Annotated in this window: 20 protein-coding genes and 2 riboswitches; of the genes, 6 read left to right on the top strand and 14 right to left on the bottom strand. The window is 38.5% G+C overall.

The window, feature by feature from the left end:
* Positions 1 to 371 precede the first annotated feature (371 nt).
* From ptsG to AB1471_RS15685, 14 genes are all read right to left on the bottom strand, one after another.
* Positions 372 to 2,450: a glucose-specific PTS transporter subunit IIBC gene (ptsG, locus tag AB1471_RS15750; RefSeq protein ID WP_367780720.1), complete on the bottom strand. Its 2,079-nt coding sequence runs from the start codon at positions 2,448 to 2,450 to the stop codon at positions 372 to 374.
* Positions 2,451 to 2,629: 179 nt separating this feature from the next.
* Complete coding sequence (glcT, locus tag AB1471_RS15745; protein WP_367780719.1) at positions 2,630 to 3,469, bottom strand: glucose PTS transporter transcription antiterminator GlcT; 840 nt, start codon at positions 3,467 to 3,469, stop codon at positions 2,630 to 2,632.
* 154 nt (positions 3,470 to 3,623) lie between these two features.
* On the bottom strand, positions 3,624 to 4,958 hold the full coding sequence (locus AB1471_RS15740) for an NCS2 family permease (RefSeq protein WP_367780718.1): 1,335 nt from the start codon (positions 4,956 to 4,958) through the stop codon (positions 3,624 to 3,626).
* A 127-nt stretch (positions 4,959 to 5,085) separates the two neighbouring features.
* A riboswitch (purine riboswitch) is annotated at positions 5,086 to 5,187 on the bottom strand.
* A gap of 83 nt (positions 5,188 to 5,270) precedes the next feature.
* Positions 5,271 to 6,824 (bottom strand): glutamine-hydrolyzing GMP synthase, encoded by a 1,554-nt coding sequence (gene guaA / locus AB1471_RS15735; RefSeq protein WP_367780717.1) that lies wholly within the window; start codon positions 6,822 to 6,824, stop codon positions 5,271 to 5,273.
* A gap of 149 nt (positions 6,825 to 6,973) precedes the next feature.
* A riboswitch (purine riboswitch) is annotated at positions 6,974 to 7,075 on the bottom strand.
* A 37-nt stretch (positions 7,076 to 7,112) separates the two neighbouring features.
* Positions 7,113 to 9,323, bottom strand: a complete 2,211-nt coding sequence (locus AB1471_RS15730) for a transglutaminase TgpA family protein (protein ID WP_367780716.1) — start codon at positions 9,321 to 9,323, stop codon at positions 7,113 to 7,115.
* Complete coding sequence (locus AB1471_RS15725; protein WP_367780715.1) at positions 9,320 to 10,540, bottom strand: DUF58 domain-containing protein; 1,221 nt, start codon at positions 10,538 to 10,540, stop codon at positions 9,320 to 9,322. Before AB1471_RS15725 ends, AB1471_RS15730 begins: the two co-directional genes overlap by 4 nt.
* Positions 10,540 to 11,484: an AAA family ATPase gene (locus AB1471_RS15720; RefSeq protein ID WP_367780714.1), complete on the bottom strand. Its 945-nt coding sequence runs from the start codon at positions 11,482 to 11,484 to the stop codon at positions 10,540 to 10,542. The genes AB1471_RS15725 and AB1471_RS15720 overlap by 1 nt, the downstream gene beginning before the upstream one ends.
* Before the next feature lie 341 nt (positions 11,485 to 11,825).
* Entirely contained in the window at positions 11,826 to 12,650 is an 825-nt protein-coding gene (gene nadE, locus AB1471_RS15715) for an NAD(+) synthase (RefSeq protein WP_367780722.1), read from the bottom strand.
* 54 nt (positions 12,651 to 12,704) lie between these two features.
* Positions 12,705 to 14,177, bottom strand: coding sequence for a nicotinate phosphoribosyltransferase (locus AB1471_RS15710; protein WP_367780713.1), 1,473 nt, complete (start codon positions 14,175 to 14,177; stop codon positions 12,705 to 12,707).
* 24 nt (positions 14,178 to 14,201) lie between these two features.
* Positions 14,202 to 14,750, bottom strand: a complete 549-nt coding sequence (locus tag AB1471_RS15705; protein WP_367780712.1) for a cysteine hydrolase family protein — start codon at positions 14,748 to 14,750, stop codon at positions 14,202 to 14,204.
* A gap of 181 nt (positions 14,751 to 14,931) precedes the next feature.
* Positions 14,932 to 16,251: a short-chain fatty acid transporter gene (locus AB1471_RS15700; protein WP_367780721.1), complete on the bottom strand. Its 1,320-nt coding sequence runs from the start codon at positions 16,249 to 16,251 to the stop codon at positions 14,932 to 14,934.
* Positions 16,252 to 16,444: 193 nt separating this feature from the next.
* Entirely contained in the window at positions 16,445 to 17,566 is a 1,122-nt protein-coding gene (locus AB1471_RS15695; protein WP_367780711.1) for an ABC transporter permease, read from the bottom strand.
* Positions 17,559 to 18,776 (bottom strand): ABC transporter permease, encoded by a 1,218-nt coding sequence (locus AB1471_RS15690; protein ID WP_367780710.1) that lies wholly within the window; start codon positions 18,774 to 18,776, stop codon positions 17,559 to 17,561. Before AB1471_RS15690 ends, AB1471_RS15695 begins: the two co-directional genes overlap by 8 nt.
* Before the next feature lie 18 nt (positions 18,777 to 18,794).
* Positions 18,795 to 19,733 (bottom strand): ABC transporter ATP-binding protein, encoded by a 939-nt coding sequence (locus AB1471_RS15685; protein WP_367780709.1) that lies wholly within the window; start codon positions 19,731 to 19,733, stop codon positions 18,795 to 18,797.
* A gap of 356 nt (positions 19,734 to 20,089) precedes the next feature.
* Here AB1471_RS15685 and AB1471_RS15680 point away from each other — a divergent pair, with 356 nt between their 5' ends.
* The 6 genes from AB1471_RS15680 to AB1471_RS15655 all read left to right on the top strand — a co-directional run bounded on the left by AB1471_RS15680 (position 20,090) and on the right by AB1471_RS15655 (position 25,203).
* On the top strand, positions 20,090 to 20,806 hold the full coding sequence (locus AB1471_RS15680; RefSeq protein WP_367780708.1) for a (Fe-S)-binding protein: 717 nt from the start codon (positions 20,090 to 20,092) through the stop codon (positions 20,804 to 20,806).
* A 14-nt stretch (positions 20,807 to 20,820) separates the two neighbouring features.
* Positions 20,821 to 22,272: a LutB/LldF family L-lactate oxidation iron-sulfur protein gene (locus AB1471_RS15675; protein WP_367780707.1), complete on the top strand. Its 1,452-nt coding sequence runs from the start codon at positions 20,821 to 20,823 to the stop codon at positions 22,270 to 22,272.
* Positions 22,250 to 22,948 carry a LutC/YkgG family protein gene (locus AB1471_RS15670; RefSeq protein WP_367780706.1) on the top strand — a complete coding sequence of 233 codons (699 nt, stop codon included), beginning with the start codon at positions 22,250 to 22,252 and terminating at the stop codon, positions 22,946 to 22,948. Before AB1471_RS15675 ends, AB1471_RS15670 begins: the two co-directional genes overlap by 23 nt.
* Before the next feature lie 213 nt (positions 22,949 to 23,161).
* Positions 23,162 to 23,833: a DUF6338 family protein gene (locus AB1471_RS15665; protein ID WP_367780705.1), complete on the top strand. Its 672-nt coding sequence runs from the start codon at positions 23,162 to 23,164 to the stop codon at positions 23,831 to 23,833.
* Complete coding sequence (locus tag AB1471_RS15660; RefSeq protein ID WP_367780704.1) at positions 23,817 to 24,020, top strand: hypothetical protein; 204 nt, start codon at positions 23,817 to 23,819, stop codon at positions 24,018 to 24,020. The genes AB1471_RS15665 and AB1471_RS15660 overlap by 17 nt, the downstream gene beginning before the upstream one ends.
* A 475-nt stretch (positions 24,021 to 24,495) precedes the next feature.
* On the top strand, positions 24,496 to 25,203 hold the full coding sequence (locus AB1471_RS15655) for a hypothetical protein (protein ID WP_367780703.1): 708 nt from the start codon (positions 24,496 to 24,498) through the stop codon (positions 25,201 to 25,203).
* The last annotated feature ends 125 nt before the right edge of the window (positions 25,204 to 25,328 follow it).

The raw sequence follows: 25,328 nt of genomic DNA, 5'->3' as shown, positions 1-25,328 counted from the left end.
AATTAACGTTGACGTTTTAGGTTGTTTAGTTTTCAAGGTTCAAGGTGTTTCGTTTGCGTCAATCTCTTAATCGACTTCATTATAATACCATTTGATATGGTAGTTTGTAAAGTGTTTTTTTAGATTATATTAAATCCTTCAAGTCCAAAACGAAGTCGTTAAAAAACCAAAAAACACAACTTACAAGCCATATCAATTATCATCCTCCAAAAGAGAACTTTACTAATTTACCACACACCCAATGAACACGTCAATAACTTTTAAAAACAAATCCATACTTTATTTTAGGTTTTTAAAAATAACCCCCTATCCTTCATTCACTTTGTAATATAAGAAAAGAAGCTGACCAAAGCCAGCTTCTTTCTCAATTACTATTTCACTTCAACAATATTGTCGTCCCCAACACTTACGTTTTCTTTAACCACTTTTACTTCTTCATCGTTTACAAGGTTCGTAAAGATGATCGGTGTAATGATTGAAGGAACTTTAGGTTGGACAGCTTCTAGATCTACGGTTAATAGCAAGTCTCCCGCTTTAACTGTATCTCCTTCTGCTACGTGTGTCTCGAATCCTTCTCCTTTTAACTTCACAGTATCGATACCGAAGTGGATCAAGATTTCACGACCGCTTGTTGATTCAATTCCAATCGCATGTTTTGTAGGAGAGACATTTACAATCTTACCATCAACAGGAGAGTGCACTTGACCTGATGTTGGAATGATCGCAAAGCCATCACCCATCATTTTCCCAGAGAAAACTTGATCTGGGACTTCTGTTATTGCAACAGCCCTACCGTTTAGTGGAGAGACAAAGTCATGTGAAGAAGATACATCATTTTGAATAGCTGTTGGTACAGTCTCTTCAATTTCCTTCTTGACTTCTTTCGACGGGTCCACTTTAGTCGGTCTTGGTGCTTTGCCATCCATAATATCTTTCATTTCATGACGAATGCTATCAGAACGCGTCCCAAAAATTGCTTGAATGTTGTTACCTACTTCAAGTACGCCTGCTGCACCAAGGTTCTTGAGTTCTTTTTTGTTCACTTGGCTTGGCTCATTTACTTGCACGCGAAGTCTTGTGATACAAGCATCTAGATTAGAAATGTTTGACGGTCCACCAAGAGCATCTAAGATATCGTAAGGCAAGTCTGATTTTGACGTAGAACCTGCTGCAGCTTTTCCGTCTCCTTCATCTTCCTCATCAACTTCTCTACCTGGCGTCTTAAGGTTGAACTTACGAATAACAAAACGGAAACCAAAGTAGTAGATAACAGCAAAGACAAGCCCTACTGGAATAACTAACCACCAATGAGTTTGTGGATTAAGTGCACCAAATAGAAGGAAGTCGATTAGACCGCCTGAGAAAGTCATCCCGATTTTTACATCAAGAAGATACATCGTTAAGAATGAAAGACCCGCAAAAATTGTATGAACCGCGAAAAGCAACGGTGCTACAAATAGAAATGCGAATTCAATTGGTTCTGTAATACCTGTTAAAAATGATGTTAAAGCAGCGGAACCCATAATCCCAGCTACGAATACTTTCTTTTCTGGACGTGCTTCGTGATAAATCGCAAGAGCAGCTGCTGGAAGACCAAACATCATGAACGGGTATTTACCTGTCATAAATGTTCCAGCTGTAAGTTCCGCACCATCTTTAATTTGTGCGTGGAAGATTGAATTATCTCCTCGAACGATTTCACCAGCACTATTGACGTACTGACCAAACTCAAACCAAAACGGTGTATAGAAAATATGATGTAGTCCAAATGGAATTAATGCACGTTCAATCACACCAAAAATGAAAGCTGAAAGTCCCATGTTGATACCTAAAAGGCTGTGAGAGAAGTAGTTAAGTCCATTTTGTGCAATAGGCCAAATAAGTAACATTACTAAACCAACAAGTACAGCTGCACCAGCTGTTGCAATCGGTACAAAACGTTTACCAGCAAAGAATCCTAAGTATGATGGTAATTCAATTTTATAAAAACGGTTGTACATAGACGCGGCGAGCGCACCCACTATAATACCACCAAACACCCCAGTTTGAAGGGTAGGAATTCCGAGTACGAGCGCATAAGCAGGATCAACTTCAGCTCCAGTTACCATACCTAAATCAAGCCCTAGCGCCGTTCCCATTGTAACGTTCATAATGAGGTAACCAACAATAGCAGCGAGACCTGCTACCCCGTCACCTCCAGCAAGACCTATCGCAACACCAACTGCGAATAACAGAGGCAAGTTACCAAATACAATCCCGCCCGATTCTTCCATGACACTTGCGACCATTGCGATCCAATCTGCTGTCAGGAAAGGAGCAAGATTGATCAATGTGTCGTTTTGCAAAGCATTACCGAGAGCAAGAAGTAGACCTGCTGCAGGAAGAATTGCAACTGGAAGCATGAGTGCTTTACCGATTTTTTGCAATGAACCGAATAACTTTTTAAACATGTGAAACCTCCTATTTCATATTTTTTATTTTCGCTGAAAAAGATTAGGCAAACAAAAAAAGCATGAGTCTAGAAGTTGATGAAAATTGGACAAGTGAATAATTCACGTGCCTCAAAATTCATCATCTTCTTTACTCATGCCTGATCGTATCAGTAACACGTAAAGGTAAAATAATGACGTCACTTAAATTTTTGTTGAATTCGTTGCAGATGCATGGTCAAATAAACAGCTTCTGCGTCAAATATTGGTTTTTTTAATGTTTGCTGCATAATCTTCATCAGCTTCCACGACAAATTGTAACACATTGGGTATTCTTCTTTCAAGAGCTCAGCGATTTTTTCTGGTTCTTCGACACGCTCACCTCGTACTACACGCTCTTCTGTAAAGCGTAAATGCCTGACAAGGCGCATGTAGTCGATGCTTTCTCTGTCTATGGTCACCTTCAATTGACTTTCAATTAACTGAATCAATCTCCCAATCATTTGAGAATGAGCACTTACCTCATGAACATTTCGATTCACCATCGCGCTATGGATATGAAGGGCAATAAATCCGATTTCTTCATCAGGAAGATCTAGATGTGTTCTGTCGTTTATTAATTGGACGACTTCTTTTGCAATTTCATATTCATAAGGGTAAATCGCTTTCGTTTCAAGTAAAAATGGATTAGAAATCGCTATTCCTCTCATTAAACGATTAACGGTAAAAACTAAGTGGTCCGTTAAGGCTACATGGATACGCTCGTTTAAAAAAGATTCTGTTCGTTCTCGAATTAATTCAATAGAAGATATAATTACTTTTAACAAGTCTTCCTCAACATGTGGTAACAATTTTTTAAATTGTTCTTGCTCAGATTGATCCCTTAAAATGAAGAGTTTTTCGATTTCTGATTGTTCAATCGTGGACTCAACTTGACGTTTGAAACCAATACCTTTACCGATCAAAACAACTTCCTTTAAATGCGGGTCTTTCGCAATCAAAACATTATTATTTAATATTTTCACTATCTTATAAGACATGCTCTACTTCACACCCATTTTTTATATAGACATTTACTTGTTAGCTTTTACTATTTACCTTAACTTATTAAAGCAAAAAAAGAAGCCAAATTCAACGGCTTCATTTCATCATTTTTGGCTTCTTTCAACAATATTTCATCTTCATTTTACTTTATTATGAAAGGAAGATGAAGTAAAGAATAAAGATTACAAACAGTAGATACATAATTGGGTGAACCTGCTTGACTTTCCCGCTCACAATCATCGTAATTGGGTAGAAAATAAAGCCGATCGCAATCCCTGTTGCAACACTGTAAGAAAGCGGCATTGCAATAATCGTCAGAAAAGCTGGGAGTGCAACTTCAAATCTTGTCCAATCGATTTTCCCTAGTGCGGATACCATGAGCACACCGACGATGATCAGAGCTGGGGCTGTGACTGCGCTCGTGATCACTTCAAGTAATGGAAAGAAGAAAATTGATAAGACGAAAAGTCCTGCTGTAACGACTGAAGCAAATCCTGTTCTTGCACCTGCAGCAACACCTGCTGATGATTCAATGTAAGAAGTGGTCGTTGACGTTCCAAGTACAGCACCAAAAACTGTGGCTGTCGAATCTGCGAGTAGCGCACGATTCGCACGAGGTAGTTTGTTGTCTTTCATCAAACCTGCTTGATTTGTGACCGCAACTAACGTACCCGCCGTGTCAAAGAAATCTACGAAAAGGAATGTTAAAACAACTACCAATAGTTGAATGGTGAATAATTCGCCCGGGCTGTTAAAAATCGGCTCAAGAGCAGCACCAAATGTCGGTGCGAGACTAGGAGCTGGTTCGATGAAACCACTTGGCGTTTGTATTAAACCAACGATCATCCCTACGATTGATGTCAAAACAATCCCGAAGAAAATTCCACCTTTTATTTTGCGTGTCATGAGGATAACAGTAATAAATATGCCAAAAATGGCGAGAAGTGTGTTGCCTTGTGTAAGATCTCCTAGAGCGACTAGGGTATTTTCATCACCAACAACGATCCCAGCATTTCGCAATCCGATAAAAGTAATAAACAATCCAATACCGGCACCAACAGCATACTTAAGTTCAGCTGGTATAGCATTAATAATTTTCTCTCGAATACCTGTAAATGTTAAAACGATAAAAATTAGTCCTGAAATCAGTACACCTGTGAGTGCTGTTTGCCAAGGTATCCCTTGAGTCAGCACAACTGAATAAGCAAAGAATGCACTCAACCCTACCCCTGGTGCAAGCGCAATCGGGTATTTCCCAATAACCCCCATAACGAATGATCCCATTGCTGCAGCAAGTGCTGTTGCCACAAAAACTGCGCCGTAATCCATACGTAGTGCATCTGGTAACCCTTCTATATCCATTAGAGTCAATGTAGTTGGATTTAAAACCAAAATATAAGCCATTGCCAGGAAAGTTGTTAGACCACCAACAAATTCTCTGCGATACGTTGTTCCTAATTCCTCAAACTGAAAATACTTCTTCATTCTGTCCCTCCGTAGTTAATCGTTAATATAACAAGAAAAACCCCTAAACGAATGCGTCGTTTAGGGGGTGACTGTGTCGATATAAGAATGACAAAACAAAAACAAGATTCAAAACCTTGACCTGCTTTTTGTGCATTCAATACCTCGTAGTCAAGCCATTTACGGTGGCTTGGTAGAAACTTCCGGACCCTATTACCGATGTTATACGACGAATGTTTTATAAATTTGTATAAGCGTTATTGTAGCAGTCTCTAGAGACTACGTCAACGCCAAACACGAACATTATATCGTAATCACACTGGTAATATCCGCCTATTCCCATTCGATTGTGGAAGGTGGCTTGCTCGTTACATCATACAGCACGCGGTTGATTGAATTTACTTCATTCACTAAACGTACAGAAATTTTCTCTAATACATCCCATGGAATACGTGCCCAATCAGAAGTCATACCATCTATGGATGTTACCGCACGAATACCGATTGAGTAATCATACGTACGTGCATCTCCCATCACTCCTACACTGCGAATGTCAGGTAGAACGGTGAAATATTGCCAGATATCACGATCTAATCCCGCTTTTTTAATTTCCTCACGTAAGATCCAATCAGATTCACGAACGATTTCAAGTTTTTCATCAGTGATTTCACCCAACACACGAATTCCTAGACCTGGACCTGGGAATGGTTGACGCCAAACAATATCGTCTGGAATACCCAGTTCACTACCGAGCGCGCGTACTTCATCTTTGAAAAGCGTGTTAAGTGGCTCGATCAGCGTAAACTGCATATCTTCGGGAAGACCACCGACGTTATGGTGCGATTTAATCGTCTGAGCAGTTGCCGTTCCACTCTCAATAATATCTGTATATAGCGTTCCTTGAGCTAAAAAGTCAATTCCCTCAAGCTTAGTTGCTTCATCATCGAATACATAAATAAATTCATTACCGATGATTTTACGTTTTTTCTCAGGATCAGAAACACCTTTTAATTTAGACAAGAAACGATCTTGTGCGTCAATTTTAATCACGTTCATATTAAAGCCATCTGAGAAAGTTTTCATTACGCTGTCTGCTTCACCTTTACGCAAAAGGCCATGATCCACGAACATACACGTAAGTTGATCGCCAATCGCTTTGTGAATTAACACCGCAACAACGGAAGAATCTACCCCTCCACTTAGGGCACATAGGACTTTTCGATCGCCAACTTCTTGACGGATTTTTTCCATTTCAACTTCAATAAAGTTTTCCATCGACCAGTCCCCAGTACAGGCACATGCGTCAAATACAAAGTTTTTCAGCATATCATTTCCGTGCACAGAGTGACGAACCTCTGGGTGAAATTGAACAGCATATAGTTTCTGTTCTTCATTACTGATCGATGCGATTGGACAAGATGGGTTTGTTGCGACAACATCAAACGATTCAGGCGCTTCCACCACTAGATCACCATGGCTCATCCAAACTGTTTGTGTTGTTGGTAAGTCTTTAAAGAGACCTTTTGCTTCTTGTATCTGAATATCTGCTTTTCCATATTCACGATTTTTCGCTTTTTCGACCTTTCCTCCGAAATGCATGGTCATTAACTGCATACCATAACAAATACCAAGCACTGGTATCCCTAGGTCAAAAATGCGCTCATCAGCACGAAAAGAGTTTTCGTCATAAACTGAGTTTGGTCCACCAGAAAATATGATACCTGCTGGATTGAGTTCTTTAATTTCTTCTGCTGTTAACGTGTGTGGATGAAGTTCGCTGTATACGCCAAATTCACGAATACGACGCGTGATCAATTGGTTGTACTGACTACCAAAATCTAAAACAACGATCATTTGTTGATTGTGCATTTCTTCCTTACCTATCATAGTGTCACCTCATACGATCAAATTTTACAAGCAAATACTTACAGAATAGAAAAAACGCTCAATGAAAAAGAGTTTTTACTCCTTCCCTTCAAGCGTTCGAAATATCAGGTGGTCTCAAATAAACATAGAATGACCGAAACAAGTCACACGATGAAAAAGACCACCTTCATAGTCAAATCGTTTACGGTGATTTGGTAGAAACATTCGAACCCTATTATCGAACATATATGAAGGGGTATATTCTGTTTTGTTTAATTTAAATCATTTTAACGTCTGTTAACATGCAGGTCAACCGGTTGTTCGTTTAATTAAATTTTCCCACAATTCACGCATGTCTTTCCATTGAGTTGCATGAGGATCTTGCCTGTAAACGATCTGCTCATATCGGTTAGTGAGCTTACTCATTTCTTTGGTGCCGAAAAACAAATCAACTTCTTTGGCATAAGCGCTTAGTGTTTGTGTATCTTTACGTTTCAATCCATAACGATCCAATTGCCTTAACAAGGATACATAGGCTTTTGAATACGTTTCGTTATCTTTCTTCAAGGAAAAATACACAATAAGTACATGTGGCAACCAGCGATAGCGAACACGATAGAGGACTGTAGCAATGGCAATAAGTCCAATACCCATACTGATCATCGCCATTTTATTTTCTGAAGAAAACTGTTTAAGATCTTCCCATAGTTTTGCAAATGAAAAGCCCTGACTAGTTCCCCCATTTCCATCAGATCCATCTTCTTCAAGTGGCAGTGGCTGTTCTTGTGTTTCTTCTTGTGCAGGTTCTTCTTGTGTATCTGCTGCGGATTCTTCAGTGTCTAACTCCAAATCGTTCGTAAGAGATACGTTATTTTGGAAGCCAACGGTTGGCTCGAACGGCACCCAACCTAGAGAAGGGAAAAACACTTCAACCCATGAGTGTGCATTATTGTTCGTAACTTCATACTCCGTTAATCCATTTTCAGCAGGCCCAATCCTTTCTCCTTCTGTGTACCCTTTTACCCAGCGTGCCGGAATATCAACTGCTCGTAAAAGAACGACCATAGAAGTTGAAAAGTTATCACAATACCCTCTTTGTGTCTCAAATAAAAACTGATCGACATAATCCTGATCATCTTCTGGAACAGGGACATCCGTTTCGTCATAAGTAAAACCACTTTGAGAAAAGTATTTTTCGATCGCACTTGCTTTATCATACCAATTGTCTTCACCTTCAGTAATCTCGAGCGCTAATTCACGAACGCGGTCTGGAAGTTCTTCTGGAAGCTCAAGGTAACGATCTAATTCCGATGTCCCTTCATACTCACCGGGCCCTGTTGTTTCACGTAATTCCGTTAAGCTGTAGCGTGGCTCACGAAATGTCCATTCATATTCTGATAGCTCGGTTGGTTCATCATTTGTAAGAGAAGTAATCTTTTCGTTAATGGAATCAACAATAAATTGATCTGCATCTCCAGTCTCTAAAAAAATGGGGTTGTATGGATAAACAAGATGACTATATTCAAGGTTAATATCCATTGTAGCTGTAATCGACTCTGAATCCTCATTTATTTCGGATAAGTTTAATGGTACGATTTCTCCTAAAGTAAAGCTGGGCCCTTCTCCCATAACAGGTGATGAGTTTCCCCATCCTTTACCTGTATAGTGGTCCTTCGTTTCAATGCGCCAATATTGTTCTCCAACTGTCATCACATCAAAGACTTTTGAATCGTCTCCAACATATGGACCTCCGAGCTCAGAATCATCTAATCCGTAACCAAGGCGCTTTACACCACCGCCCCTCGCTTCTTCAGAATAAGATTGAATGAACGGAACAGGATCTGGCCAAATTGGTTCCGCTTTTGGTGCAGCGTAGGCAACCATCGAACTAAATGAGACCATCACAGCAAGTGGTACAACCCATTTTTGATATTGCCTCACTGATTGGTGAAGTTTTTCTTGTTCTAAAATCCGCTGAAAAGTTAACAGCCCCATCAGCAAGAAACCGATCAAAACGATTCGCACCATCGACGCATCTCCACGATAAACGCTAAATGTATCTAGTAAAGCCACATAAGCAACAGTGAGTACGTAAAAAAGCAATAGTTGCTTCCTAACAGAAACCCAATAATGAATTAGATAGGTTGTTAGCCAAAGCACAATAAAAAATAGTAAACTACGGTACACATCACTCACACTACTCCATTCCTGCTGGACCGTTAAAATAAGACTATCCCATAAAGATAAAACTAGCTCTGTAGACCACGTTCCTTCCCCAATTAACGGTACATCAAAATGCAGTCGTTGCAATACAATGATAATATAAATCAACTTTATAACACTAGCGACTCGCCAATCTACTTCAAAAAAATAAAGCAAGAGAGCAAGCCCTGCAAAAATCACAAAAAAATGAAGGTAGTTTACATTTGTGATTTGGTCAATCGGACGAATCCATTCCCAAATTAACAAGAAACTCAAAAAATAAAGCACAAAAAATGCCCAACTAAAACGACGCATCATGCTCTCTTCACCTCCGAAAATACATTTGAGAAATGACCAGTGTGACATTCTTTGATCCAAATTCCTTTGGAGGAAGCTAATGCTTTTAACCTTTGCTCTTCTACCGTTATCTTATCATTTGATCCTTTTACTAAAAAAATGGCTACTGCATGATTATTTTTTGTAAAGTCGTGTAGTTGATGAACAAGCGGGCTTGTCAGTTTAGATGTGATAACCAAACAAGATGCTAATTGTTGGAAACTGCTCACCTCTTTTTCTAACACTTGCTCAATTGTCTCTTGACTGTCTCCTTGCACTTTTGCTAATTGATAAAAAATCTGTTGTTGATGATTTTCACCGCTCCGTACAGGTAGTTGCTGCTTTGTTCTCCCCGAAGAAATAAACCCTACTTGATCCCCTCTTTTTAAAACTGCTCTTGCTAGTGAAGCAGCAAAGGTCACCATATCTTCAAATAAAATCGAAGGTGTGCGGTCTAAGATCACACAAACATCATGTGATTTTCGTTCTTCAAATTCTTTGGTCATAAGATCATTTGTACGAGCAAACGATTTCCAATGAATCCATGAGACGCGATCTCCTGATTGATACTCCCTTAACCCGTTGACCATTGTTGAATCACGCTGAATTTTCACTTCTGTTGATGCCACGCCTTGATCAAACCGCACGTTCATTGGCTGATACTTCATCTCTATAAAAGAAGGATAGACTAAGAGTGAATCTTTTTCTTCTAGTGATCGCGTTTTCTGAAACAAGCCCAGAAAATCACCCGTTTTCAGCTCAAGTCCAGAGAAAATATGTTCACCACGAGGTAGATTTTCAATTTCATATTCAAGCTCGATTGATTTCCTAAACCACGGATGAATCATTTTTTTCACCTGTGTTCGTTCTTTTGTTGAAAAAATACTTGTGGATACTTGATCTTCCATAACCAAATAGAATAGTGGAATGGGGAATTTTCGTTTGAGTGAAATATTGATCGTTACATGTGAACCTGCTTTTAAGTCTTGTGATTTAATTTTACGTGTAACAGTAAAGTCATCTAATGGATACAGCATCACTAAGACTGAATACAATCCAAAAGGTAAAAAGCTGTAAAATAAAAACCAGCTAACAAATCCTCCTTGAAACATCGCATACGAGAATGTACCAGCTAAAAGAACGATCAGTAGCAGAAAATTGCTGATTTCTTTAAGCCAATTCCAGATGTTTTTCACCATTATTTCGCAATCCTTTGAACAGGTACTGGCGTACGAGCGATTATTCTTTCGATCACTTCCTCGGGTTGAATCCCTTCATATTTTGCCTCTGATTTTAAAATAATACGGTGAGAGAAAATATACGGCGCTAGGAATTGAACATCATCCGGTAAAACATAGTCTCGTCCATGAAGCATCGCATAAGCTTGACACGCTTTCATTAATGCGATTGATCCACGCGGACTTGCACCTAAATAAACATTTGCATGCTCTCTCGTTTTTCCTGCTAAGTTAACGATATAACTTTTAATCGTTTCATCAACTATGATTTGTCTAACTTCCCGTTGAAGCAGTGTTAATTCCTCAAGTGTGATGACGGATTGTAGATCATCAATCGGCGGAGAAAACTGAATGCGATTTAAGAGTTCCATTTCTTCCTGTGCATTTGGATAGCCCATTTTCATTTTCAACAAAAAACGATCCAGCTGTGCTTCTGGCAACGGATACGTTCCCTCGTATTCAATCGGATTTTGGGTCGCCATAACGAAAAACGGATTGCCTAGTGTTCTCGTTACACCATCGACTGTGATACTACCTTCTTCCATTCCTTCTAATAGAGAGGATTGTGTCTTTGGTGAAGTACGGTTGATTTCATCTGCTAGAATAATATTTCCCATTATCGGACCCGGACGAAATTGGAACTCCATTTCTTTCGGATTATAAATGGATACGCCGATTACATCGGATGGCAATAAATCTGGAGTAAATTGAATTCGTGTAAAATTGGCGCCGATAGACTTCGCTAACGCTCTAACCATCATCGTTTTCCCAACACCTGGTACATCTTCGAGTAAAACATGCCCTTGGGCTAAAAGTGCGACCACACTTAGTTCAGCGACATTGCGCTTCCCAATCATAACTTGCTCAACGTTATGTAGAATTTTTTCTAACTTCTGATGGTACATTTCTTTCCCTCCCCATAGATTCATAAAGATCCATAAAGTTCAATCTATTGAATGTTTCCTTTTTTCCACAATTATTTACAATTTACTTCAGAATATAAGAAATCAACGTGTGTTACAACTATTTATAACAGCACAAGTGGTCCGTCTTCTACACTTCGCGGCGGGCTTCTACCTTAAGACAGTCCACTCAACACTCAATATAAAAACCTGATTGACTAAAAGGGTTTCCCCTTTCATCAATCAGGTTTTTATGTGTTCATAGGGAAGCAATGAACAGCAAAAGGGGGTACCTTCATCATTGCCTATAACCCTACAATTTAATCCCATTCTAGTGAATAATGTTACTTCCAAAAATCATCAAAAATCGTGATGGGCAAATGGCGTTTATGCTCTGTGCGCATATAATGCTCTTCAATCTTCTCCCGAGCAGCTTCATTCACCGATTTATTTTCTAAATAATCATCAATTTCGTCATACGTCACACCAAGCGCATCCTCATCTGCTAATTGAGGACGATCCTCTTCAAGGTCGGCAGTTGGTTTTTTAAGGTAAAGATGTTCGGGGCAGTCAAGTTCTTTCAATACCTGTTTACCTTGCCGCTTATTTAAACGGAATAAAGGTAAAACATCTGCTGCCCCATCTCCAAACTTTGTATAAAATCCTGTAATCGCTTCAGCTGCATGATCGGTTCCGAGGACAATTGATTGGCGAACGGCTGCAATAGAGAACTGGACTTTCATTCGTTCGCGTGCTTTTTCGTTTCCTTTGAGAAAATCAGTTAGTTCGATACCAACCTTATTTAGCGATGCGACACTTTGGTTCACTGCTGGCCTTATATCAACAACGATTACCTCATCTGCTTGGATAAATGAAAGTGCATCTTGGCAATCTTGTTCATCTCCTTGCACGCCATATGGTAGTCTAATTGCTACAAAAGAATAGCGCTTTTCACCAACTTCATCGTTCATTTCATTAACAGCAAGCTGGGCAAGTTTCCCGCACAACGTAGAATCCTGACCTCCTGATATTCCCAAAACAAATCCTTTTAAAAAAAAGTTTTTTTTCAAATAATGCTTTAAAAAATCAATGCTTTTTCGCATTTCTTTTTTGGGGTCAATTATAGGTTTTACACCCAACTCTTCAATGATTTGCTGCTGTAAAGTTATCACTTTATTCACCTCAAATTAATTTTAGATACCACGAATTAATAAAGATTTCCTTTAGTATCTTACTGTTGCATTTCGAATGGATTGCTTGACTTCTTGAATGTTTCGCATTTTATTATCCCAACATTTTTGACTTAAATCCACTGGATATTCTTCTGGATTCATGGAGCGTTTGTACTCATCCCAAAGCAACTCTAAATTTTCTTTTAAATAATCTTTAATTTCATTAAGCGGTGGTGTCGTATAACATACTTTCCCGTTTTCATATACTGTGTGATGAAGATCTTTTGCTTCGAAATTGGTTACAAATTTCGTCACAAATGTATGAATTGGATGAAACATTTTCAAGTGATTTTCTTCTTGAGGATTTTCGTCTTCGAGCGTGATGTAATCCCCTTCTGATTTGTTGTTGAGTTTGTTAATGATACGGTACACACGTTTAAGCCCAGGCGTTGTCACTTTTGCAGTATTATTTGAAATTTTGATTGTATCCACCATAACACCTTGTTCATTTTCAATCGAAACAAGCTTGTACACTCCACCAAGTGCCGGTTGATCGTAAGCAGTAATTAGCTTTGTACCGATTCCCCAAATGTCCACAACTGCTCCTTGTGCTTTTAGATTGAGGATCGTGTATTCGTCTAAATCATTTGACGCAATAATTTTTGCATCATTAAGACCTGCTCCATCTAACATTTTACGCGTCTCTTTTGACAAATAAGCGATGTCACCACTATCGAGACGTACTCCGATAAAGTTAATGTCATCACCCAATTCTTTCGCAACTTGAATGGCAGTTGGCACTCCAGATTTTAACGTATTATACGTATCGACTAAGAATACGCAGTTCGTATGGCGTCTAGCATATTTTTTAAACGCTGTGTATTCATCACGATACGCTTGAATCATCGCATGTGAATGAGTCCCAGAGACTGGGATACCAAACACTTTCCCTGCGCGCACATTACTTGTCGCATCGAAACCGCCAATATACGCTGCTCTTGTTCCCCAAACGGCAGCATCAAGTTCATGGGCACGTCTTGTCCCGAACTCCATCAGTGTTTCGTCTCCAACCACCTGTTTTATGCGCGATGCTTTTGTTGCGATTAGCGTTTGGTAGTTCACAATATTTAATAAAGCAGTCTCAACAAGTTGCGCTTCCACAAGTGGTGCCTCAATTCGCATAATTGGTTCGTTACCAAAGACAAGTTCGCCTTCTCGCATCGAGTGAACCGTTCCTGTAAATCGCAAATCCCGTAAAAATGCAATAAAGTCTTTTTTATAATTAAGTTCACCTTCTAAATAATCAAGATCTGTTTCAGTAAAACGAAACTCATTTAAATATTGAATCGCTCGCTCTAAACCAGCAAAAACAGCATAGCCATTACCAAAAGGCAACGAGCGAAAAAACAATTCAAACACAGCATTCTTTTTATGCATGCCGTCTTCCCAGTACGTTTCTGCCATATTAATTTGGTAAAGATCCGTATGTAGCATGAGACTATCGTCTGGAAAATCTTTATTCATCGTAATTAGCTCCTTAATTGCGTACTAAACTACCGTGGCTCCAAGTGTTGAAGAAAAGTGTTGTAACGCCCAGTCGTGTCCAGCTTGATTAAAACTAGCCACCGCGTCTTTGTAAATTACTATGTTAAAACCTTTATTGTAAGCATCTACAGCCGTATGAAGTACGCATATGTCGGTGCATACTCCGACTAAATGAACCTCATTAATACCACGCTCTCGTAATTTCTGCTCAAGGTTTGTTCCAGCAAATGCACTGTAACGCGTTTTATCTATATATATCACATTTTTTTCATCTTGAATCATATCATACAGCAATTGTAGAGAACCATACAGATTTCTTCCTTCTGTGTTTCGAATGTTATGAGGTGGAAAAAGTTTTGTTTCGGGGTGATGCGTGTCGTTTCCTTCATGAAGATCAATAGCAAAAACAACCGTATCACCATTTTCATGAAACTTTTTTGTTAACGTTGTTAGTTGATCTTCTATCAATTGACCAGGCAGTCCGCATGTTAAAGATCCATTGTCTGCAACAAAATCAACCGTGTAATCTATATTTATTAATGCTCTCCTCATGGGAATCCCCCCCTGAATAATGGATCATATCGTGTATAGTTTAACGTTACAGGTATAAAGACACAAGGTGAGTATAGATATTTTATATTAGTTTGCTGGATTTCGCAGAATTTATGCCGCCAAAAAACTCACCGAACAATTACTCGGTGAGTTTTCTTCACATGAATGAACGTTACCAAATTTATAATAGAAGTAATCCTAATCCTATTACCGCTCCACTTACGAATAAAATAATCAAACAAAAACCCATGATATCTTTTGCTTTTAATCCAGCAATCGCAAGTGCAGGAAGCGCCCAGAATGGCTGAATCATATTGGTCCAAGCATCTCCCCATGCAACAGCTATCGCTACTTTTGCTGGTTCAACCCCGAGTGATTGAGCTGCATCGAGCATGATCGGTGCTTGAACAGCCCATTGCCCTCCACCTGATGGCACAAAAAAGTTAACAATCCCAGCACTTAGGAATGCAAATAAAGGAAATGTGAAATCGGTTGAGATATTAACAAATGCTTCCGACATAATTGCAGCGAGCCCAGAAGCGGTCATCATGCCCATAATTCCAGCATAGAACGGGAACTGAATAATGATGCCTCCCGCTCCTTTTACTGCATTTTGAACCGCAATCAAATACTTGCGTGGCGTTCCATGGAATAATACCCCTAAAAATAAGAACAGGAAGTTAACGATGTCGAGCGTCAGTGCAAAGCCATTGTGGTTGAAATAGTACACTAAAAATGATATCCCCAATAAGCCAATAACCATTGATAAAATCCAGCTATTTTCTAATTTTTCTGCTGGTGTTAAGGAATCTTTGGTTGGAACTTTTTCCACTGGTTCTTCTTTCAAAATATCTGAATCTACCACAACGGTCTCATTTTTATTCGGCATCATCAAGTGATTTAAGATAGGTAAAATAACAATAAGCATCAACACAATAATCACGTTGTAGCTAGCAAAAATGGTTTGACTCGTTGGGATAATACCAATCTGATCTATAAACGGATGCCCGTCTGTTGCAATAGAAAGTGGAATGGATGCAGAAAATCCAGCGTGCCAAATTAAAAACCCTGAATACGCACTAGCAATTAATAAGCGATAATCGACATTGGGTACACGTTTGGCAAGTTCTTTTGCAAATAGTGCCCCAATAACAAGCCCAAACCCCCAGTTAATCCAGCTCGCGGCAAGTGATACAAGTGTCACCCAAACGATTGCACTACCAGGGGTATTAGCAAAGCTCGCTAATTTCCCTAATCCTTTTTTGAAAATCGGACTGCTTGCAAGAACAAACCCTGTGACAAGCACCAGCACCATTTGCATAGAAAAAGCTAATAATCCCCAAAATCCTTCTCCCCAAAACGCAACCATTTCTACTGGTGAAGAACCTGTTAAAGCTAGTCCTAAGCCAAAAACAACAAGCGTTAAAATCACAACGAATAAGAATGGGTCCGGTAAATAACGCTCCATCATCGTAGTTGAAAACCTGATAATTCGTTTTATGTGATTCCCCCCCAGTTCCTCTTTATCTTTTATTCTCCCCTTTTACACCATTCGACACTTTTAGTGAAAACCCTTTCATTTAACAAGAAGAAATGTATAAGTGAATATAGTTTCATGATCATACCCTCTGGAATCAAAACACCTCCTCACACTCGTGGTTTGATCCACGAGTGTGAGGAGGTGCTTAATCCTCTTATTGAATACGATTCAGTTTAAACAGACCAATTACTAAAAATAGACTAGTAAAGCCTCCTAAAACGATTATATTCATATTTAAAATAGATTGATTTATGCTACCGCTCATTATTTCTTCAAACCCAGACATCATCCAACTTTGTGGGACAAGTTTGGAAATTTGCTGCATTATAGGGGGAACAATATCAAGTGGCCAATAGACACCACCAAGCATACAAGTGCTTACAATTAATATTGCATTAAAGACTTCTGCCTGGTTTTTCGTTTTCGTTAGGCCAGCTATCATAATACTAAAGCCTACAATCATTAGTATTGTAAGGGAAGAAAAAGGGATTAGATAAAACAGATTGCCCCAATTAACACCAAAAATAATTTTCATTACAACCATTAAAGTTGCCAACTGAATCCAGCCAATCACAAAAAAAGATAATAGATAGCCAAATAGCAGTTGGAATCGATTGATAGGTGATGTATTTAGACGCTGCCACGTTTTTTGAATTCGTTCTGTATGGATGGCCGAAGCAGCACCAGTGATCGCAAACATCATAAACATGATTGTGAAACCAATTGGCGTTAGGTTGACCGGTTCTTCATCCAAACCCCCAACTGATTGGTTAGTTAATTCAATTAATTTATTACTAGCCATACTTCTAAGGACATTTTGAAATTCACCTACTTGTAACTGCATACTATCATTAAAAATTTGATGGACTAATATTGCAGTGCCTTCTAAGTAAGGAGCAAGTGCTAAATATTGCTCCGTTTTTTGATAAACAATCGTCTCAAAAAGTGGGCTCTTTTCCTGTAATCGTTTTTCCATATCATCTGGAATAACGATAGCTGCAATAGCTTTTTGGTCATCAACATTTTTTTTTGCTTTTTCTAACGAAACCGTTGTCCATTTATATTTATTGCTTTGCCTCAAAAGCTTAGCAATTTCTATACCTAACTCATTTTCCGATTCAACAATGTTCACAACTGGTTTTTCTTCATCTCCTGCTTGAAGGCTACCGAAAACAAAGCTAAATACAAGAGGCATGACAAATAAAAGTACGATTGTTGCAGGTGATTTAAACATTAATTTAATCCTGAAAAAGACGATACTAAATATTTCACGCATACTTAACTCCCCTTTTCCAAGAAAGTCGAACCCAAGCGATTAGTGATAAAACAATTCCTATCAAAATTGAAACTGTGGCTTCAAGAGCGATATCACTAATACCTGCACCAGACATTACATCCAAAAACATTTGTAGCGCCAAGGCATTAGGTATAATTTTAGAAATATATATCAGCCATTCAGGGAATAAGTACAGAGGTACCATACTACCACCTATTGCCGCCAATACTTGGGTACAAATGATTCCAATGTTATTAAAAGTTTTTTCACTCTTAATAAAAGATCCAATAAATACGCCAATCCCCGAAGCGCTTATTGTGAAACTTAAAACCGTTAATATAATCGCACTTATTGAATTTCCCCAATCAACCTGAAACAATAAACGGGTTCCTAGAATAATAATCGTAAACTGAACAAGACAGATGAGGATAAGCCCTATGAATTTCCCTAATAAATACTGCCTATGTTTTAAGCGTGTTATAAGTAACCTGTTGTATACTTCATCTTCTTTTTCCTCAATCATCAAGCCAACCGTTATTACTACCGTCATTAATAAAAACATGACTCCCATGCCTGCTGCGTAATATTGGAAAGAGCTTATAGGTTCTTGATCGCTGCTGATCGACTGTTCTGTCATCGGGTTCTCTATTTCCGTTGCATCAAATTCGGTATTTGGACTTTCTGCGTTAGGATTGGCACTCCCTTGCTGTTCAATATCAGCTCGTATTTCCCCTAACAGTTCTCCAATTACAATATTCCCCTTTACAATGTGCGCGAATTGATCGATGACGCTTTCAATGACTGTCGTTTGAATGCTTGCATCATCTCCAGATATTAAACCAATCTGAGTCTGTTCCCCTAATTGTAAAGAGGCAGAGAAATCTTCAGGAATAATGATCCCCAATTTTAACGTTTTATCATTTATTTCTTGTATAAGCGCCTCTTCATCAATCGGTTTCAACTCAACCATATCAACAAGACTTTTTTCAAATACTTCTTCCTTGAGTATTCGGCTATAATCTGATTTATCTTTATCAACAATTCCAACCGTAAATCGTTGAATCTTTACATTTTCATCATCACCAAATATATTTCCAAAAGCGACTCCAAGGATTGCTATGAGAATAAGTGGCATTAGTAATAATGAGATAAAACTTTTTTTATCTCGACTAAATTGCAAGATGTCTTTAATAACAATCCAAATACTCATAAATCGTCCCCTCCCCCCTTAGTCTCGTAAGTTCCTACCCGTGAGGTGCAAGAAAACGCTCTCTAAGTTTGGCTCTAGCATTTCGACCGTTGCAATTTTCGCACCATATTCTGTTGTGGCTTGTATAAGATCACTTAATATTTTTTGTGGTTCGCGATCAAAAGCGATTATTTCTTGTTCTTTTACTTGTACGAGGCTTTTTGGAAATCGATTTTCCAAGAAACTTTCCAATTTCTCACGTTCTATTATCGATTCTTTTAAAGCAAGAACTGCACTCGTTTTATTTCCAACCACATCAACCAACTCTTTAATCGTACCGCACGCAATTAATTGACCATGATCCATAATACCGATTCGTTCACACAACAATTGAACTTCCTCCATATAGTGACTTGTGTAAATAATTGTCATTCCATCATCATTCAGTAATTTTACAGTTTCTAAAATATGATTCCTAGACTGTGGATCAATGCCAACAGTGGGCTCATCCATAATTAATAATTGTGGATTATGTAAAATGGACGCACCAATATTTACCCTTCGCTTCATACCGCCTGAAAACTCATTAATTTTGTCTTTTGCACGATCAGTCAACCCTATAATCTCTAACGTTTCATTAAGCCGGTTTTGTAATTGGGTTCCACGGAGACCATACATCCGCCCCCAAAACATTAAATTTTCTTTTGCACTCATCGTTGGATACAAGGCAATTTCTTGTGGAACGACACCGATTAATTGCTGTGCTTTTTTTGTATTCTTCAACATGTCGATTCCGCCAACCGTTACAGAACCCTCATTTGGAGAAAATAAACCACTAATTATACTTATTACCGTTGATTTACCTGCTCCATTGGGTCCAAGCAACCCAAAAGATTCTCCTTTTTTAATTGATAAGTTGAGGTCTTTAACAACTAGTCGCTCATCGTAACCTTTAGATAAGTTTTCTACTAGCAGCATAGGATTTCTTCACTCCTTAAATAATGATGAAATTGATTTATTAAGTAGATTGGATGTTAGTGATACCAGAGTTTCAAGAACTTGGAAAACTCCCTATGCCTAGTGTAAGACAAGAAAGCCTTTTTGACAAAATTTTTATATAATTCAGAACACAATAGACAGCTACGACTAGTAATTATGAGACATTATTCCATTTTAAAAATCACTGTGATTTTTAAAAACTTACACTATAAAGTATATTTATTCAGAAAATTCATTCTTAACTCTTTTCATTGTCAAAAAACCTCTTTATCATAGTACTAACAGGGTCATTCATTAGATGACCCTTGATTATAATCGAGGAGATGAGGCCTTCCATGAAAGTAACGTTGTTTGCTACGTGTTTAGTCGATATGTTCCAATCGAATGTCGGAAAGGCAACGGTTGAGCTTTTAGAAAGATTAGGCTGTGAGGTTGAATTTCCAAAAGGACAGATTTGCTGTGGTCAGCCCGCTTACAATAGCGGATATGTGAAGGATGCAAAACAAGCGATAAAGCATATGATCAACGTATTTGAACCATCAGAATATATTGTCACTCCTTCCGGTTCGTGCGCGACGATGTTCAAAGAATATCCTCATGCTTTAAAAGATGATCCTGACTGGCAACAGCGCGCTCAAGGTATCGCAGACAAAACGTACGAATTAACACAATTCATCGTACAAGTACTCAAGTGCAAAGATGTCGGTGCTACATTGAATGGCACAGCGACCGTACACACTTCCTGTCATATGACCCGTTTGCTGGGCGCAAAATGCGAACCGTTTACTCTTCTTAGTCACGTGCAAGGTCTTGAGGTTGTTCCTTTACATAAGTCGCAAAACTGCTGTGGTTTTGGCGGAACATTCTCAGTGAAAATGGGACAGATTTCTGAACAAATGGTCGATGAAAAGGTATTACATATTGAGGAATCTAACGCAGACTTTTTAATCGGTGCTGATTGTGGCTGTTTGATGAATATTAAAGGCCGAATTGACCGCAAGAAAAGACCAGTAAAAGTGATGCATATAGCAGAGGTATTAAATAGCCACTAAAGGAGGTGTGTATCATGGCAATAAAAATTGGTGAAGGTCCATTTAATCAACGAGTTGAAAAAGGATTAAATAATCCGGTTATGCGAGGTGCTGTGTCCAGTGCACAAGAGCGTTTTCAACAAAGAAAAGCGAATGCAATGGAAGAGCTCGGCAATTGGGAGGAATGGCGCTCACTTGGTGAAGAAATTCGCCAACATACGCTTGAACATTTGGATTTTTATTTGAATCAATTGAGTGAAAATGTGACAAAACGCGGCGGCCACGTCTTTTTCGCTGCTACAGCTGAGGATGCGAATCATTATATCCGAGATGTCGTTCAATCTAAGAATGGCAAAAAAGTAGTGAAATCAAAATCCATGGTTACAGAAGAAATTAGTTTAAACTCATGTCTAGAAAAAGCAGGATGTGAAGTAATTGAAACGGATCTCGGTGAATATATCCTTCAGGTAGATGATCATGATCCACCTTCCCATATCGTTGCTCCTGCTCTCCATAAAAATAAGGAGCAAATACGTGATGTATTTAAAGAAAAATTAAACTACACAAAAAGTGAGATGCCAGAAGAGCTGGCGCTGCATGCAAGAGAACTGCTTCGAAAGGAATTTTTATCAGCTGATATCGGGATCACCGGATGTAATTTTGCCGTAGCAGAAAGCGGATCAATCACTCTCGTCACAAATGAAGGTAACGCCCGCCTCGTTACGTCCCTGCCCAAAACACAGATTACCGTGATGGGCATGGAGCGCATTGTTCCCACCTTTGAAGAGCTGGATATTTTAGTGAGTTTATTGACTCGCAGTGCGGTTGGGCAGAAACTGACAAGCTATGTCACAGCGTTAACGAGACCTAGAATGGAAGACGAAGTGGATGGCCCTGAAGAATTTCACCTTGTCATTATTGATAATGGGCGTTCCTCGATCCTAGGTACAGATTTCCAATCCGTCCTTCAGTGTATTCGTTGTGCTGCTTGCATTAATGTCTGCCCTGTTTATCGTCATGTTGGCGGTCATTCATATGGCTCTATTTATCCAGGGCCGATCGGTGCTGTGCTGACCCCATTACTTGAAGGATATGAAGATCATAAAGAGCTTCCTTACGCTTCTACCTTATGTGCCGCCTGTTCAGAGGCTTGTCCTGTGAAAATCCCGTTGCACGACCTCCTTCACAAGCACCGGCAAGTAATTGTAGAACGTGAAGGCAAAGCGCCTGTAAGCGAGAAACTTATCATGAAAGCATTTGGTTTTGGAACCTCTTCATCCACCCTTTATCAAATGGGAAGCAAATTTGCTCCTATGGCGATGAAGCCTTTTGTTGGAGAGAACCAGTCCATTTCAAAAGGACCTGGACCTTTAAAGTCTTGGACGGATAGCCGCGACTTTCCGGCTCCCGATCAGGAACGCTTCCGAGATTGGATGAAATCAAGAGCAAAAGGAGGTCATATGGATGAAAATAGGTACCGTTCATAACCGAGATTCTTTTTTAGAAAACATATCCTCAAGGCTTGGTCGCGACACGATCGAGACCACTGTCGCACAGCCTCAGTGGTCCTCTTCCCCACAGAATAGGGTTTTAGAAAATGCCACGAAGGAAGAATTAATCACTGTATTAGAAAAACAATGTCAGGTCATTCATACTGATTTCGTACGTGTAAAACAAGAGAATAAATTGTTAGAAACGTTGAATCAGGTAATTGAATCATACGGTGGCGGACCAATCATCACATGGGATGATCCCCGTTTTGAACAGCATGGACTGTCATCTCTGTTTGAAAGAAATGACACCTCTATGTGGAACCCTTCGATCGACGATAAAAATATTACCCTGGCTGAACAAGCCAATATCGGTATTACCTTCAGCGATATTACACTAGCTGAATCAGGTACCGTCGTATTGTTCAGTGGAGCGAAAAAAGCTACTACTGTCAGTCTGCTCCCAACCAACTATATCGCCCTAATTCCGGTTACTTCAATTGTACCTAGAATGACCCAGGCAACAACTATTATCCATAACAAAATACAGGACGGCACCGTACTCTCATCCTGTATCAACTTCATCACAGGACCAAGCAACTCCGCAGATATTGAAATGAAACTTATTGTAGGAGTACACGGACCGATTAAGACCGCATATATCTTATTCTAAAATAGGATAGAACTAGCTTAAACACTGCTATATAAGCGTTTGTATGGTCTTTATTATGGTCTTATATAGTGCATTGCAATTATGTAGGGTCAGCTTGGTCAACAAAATTTTAGATAGAATTCCCTCAGAAGATAATCGGACTAAAATTCTTTTTTTGTAGCAATATGTAATATAAATGCTACCGTATATTTTTAGAAGGAGAGGTGATAGTCTTTGACAATAACCAGCTTAGAAATGTTGATTATTTCATTTAGTTTTATTGTTCCTGGATTTATTATTGATTCTGTTTACAGAAAATGTTTACCACAGGCTCCACATACCAACCAAAACGCTTTAATCAGATATTTATTATTTAGTTTTATTAATAACCTATTATTTCTTTGGGTTATTGCAAATTATCTTTCAGCGCCAGGTTCTTGGGATGTGATCAATTACATTTCAGGCCCCGAATCGACCATTTTGACATACTTTCTTTTGTCCATTGTTATTATCATTGGACCGGCTATAATAGGTTTCGCTGTTGGAGTTCTTTCAAACACAGCGTGGTTTCAAAAGTGGATTAAAGAGTCGTTTCAAATGGCTGGGGTACACCCCATTCATACTATACCAACTGCATGGGATTATAAATTTAGTAAAGTTACTGAACCTAAATATGTGATGATTAATCTAACAGGTGATAGGGTTATTGGAGGATATTACGGAGAAAAATCCGTTGCATCATCAACATCAAACGAAAGAGATATTTTTCTTGAAGAAGCTTATGAGATTGATATTAAGAGTGGCGAGTGGACTAAGAAGAATACTTCAATTCTAATAAAGAGCAATTTTATTGAAGCAATTGAATTTGTTGAAGGAGGTCAAGAAGACAATGACGAAGGAAAATAAACGCCAAGAAAAAATACCAGGGGAATTTTATAGTCCCTCTAGCAAAGAGAAAGCAGAAGAAAGTTATCAACCTAAGTCAGACCCTCATTATGTAAAACCAAATCCACCAACTATAAGACCAACTATAAGACCGTCAAACAATAAACCTATTTTTAATAATAGTAGTAATTCTCCTAAAAACAAATAGGCATAATCCCTAAGACACACGCAAAAACTACCTTATGCGTATCCATAAGGTAGTTTTTTATCGTTTCTCTTTAATAAGTCAACCTCTTGATGATCATATTCGTTTACAAACGATTCAGATGTGGATTTGAAATAAAGATTTTATAAAAAAGTTCGACCGTTTTACCCCTTTGGATATATACTTTGATCAAACTTTTTTATAAAAATTAAGCGATCCATTTAAAGAGAAGCACCCATTTTGCAATCTTTATTTAAAACGAGTTCTTTTCCTTCTATTAAAATCAACGTTTCTGGAACATTTTTAATCGAACTTTATTCCAAAACCAACATCAGTCTCCTGTAATCTTATGTATTCAGAGTTCGAGAGTATTAAATATTTTTAATTTTATTTAAAATAATTAAAAAATTTATAATTTTGTAACTAATTATTGTTATATTTATTTAGTATTCTATTATTTTAAAGGAGGAGTTTAATCATGGTTATGAAAAAGAGTATTGTGGGTTTATCAAGTTTTGTTCTTATGGGTGGAATTTTAGTAAGTACAGATTATGCAAAGGCAGAAGTTCCTACAGAAGAAACAAATATATCTATCTTGGATAATCAACACACTGAATATCCCCCTGTATTTGAAGACGTTTTCCCAGTAATTCCATTAGATGAATGGGAAGCTACATTTGAACTAGACAACTCTATAGACCAACATGCAATTATTGAACACAATGGTGTTGAGGTAGGAACAATAGGTTTATCTCAGTACGATGCAGGAGAGTACGCTCGAGATGGAGTTGGTAATTATACGATTACTGCGACGACCAACCTGATAGTAGGTCCATATTCAAATGACAATGAATATGATTATGATTTTCAAGAAATGGGATTCACTTTATACATACTTCACATGGAAAAAGGTAAGAGTAAAATATATTCACCTTGGGGTACGATTGCACCGTGGAATTTTGAAGAATTTTTAACCATGCCTCATGGTTTTGGACAAGGATGGCTAGTTGATAAAGTGGGTGTTAAAAACCATATAGAAACAAAAGGAAATCCAGCAAAGGCACACTTCTCTGCAGGTATTGAAAAAGGTTGGCAATATGAGGATTTCTTAGCTGATGTTGAATTAGAGGTAGAAGTAGAAGATGATGAAATACACGTAAAATTTAAGTATAACAACCACCGATAAAAAATAAACAAGGGTCTAGCTTGATTGCTAGGCTCTTTTTTTGCACATAATTTTAATTCATAAGTATATAAAAGACCGCCAAGTATGAACTGCACCCCAAATTTTAGACACAGTCTAGAATTTGG

The sequence above is a fragment of the Jeotgalibacillus marinus genome (assembly GCF_040801915.1).
Taxonomy (GTDB): Bacteria; Bacillota; Bacilli; order Bacillales; family Jeotgalibacillaceae; genus Jeotgalibacillus; species Jeotgalibacillus marinus.
Note: the sequence above shows the minus strand (reverse complement) of the source record. Positions and strands in the feature narration are given on the sequence as shown.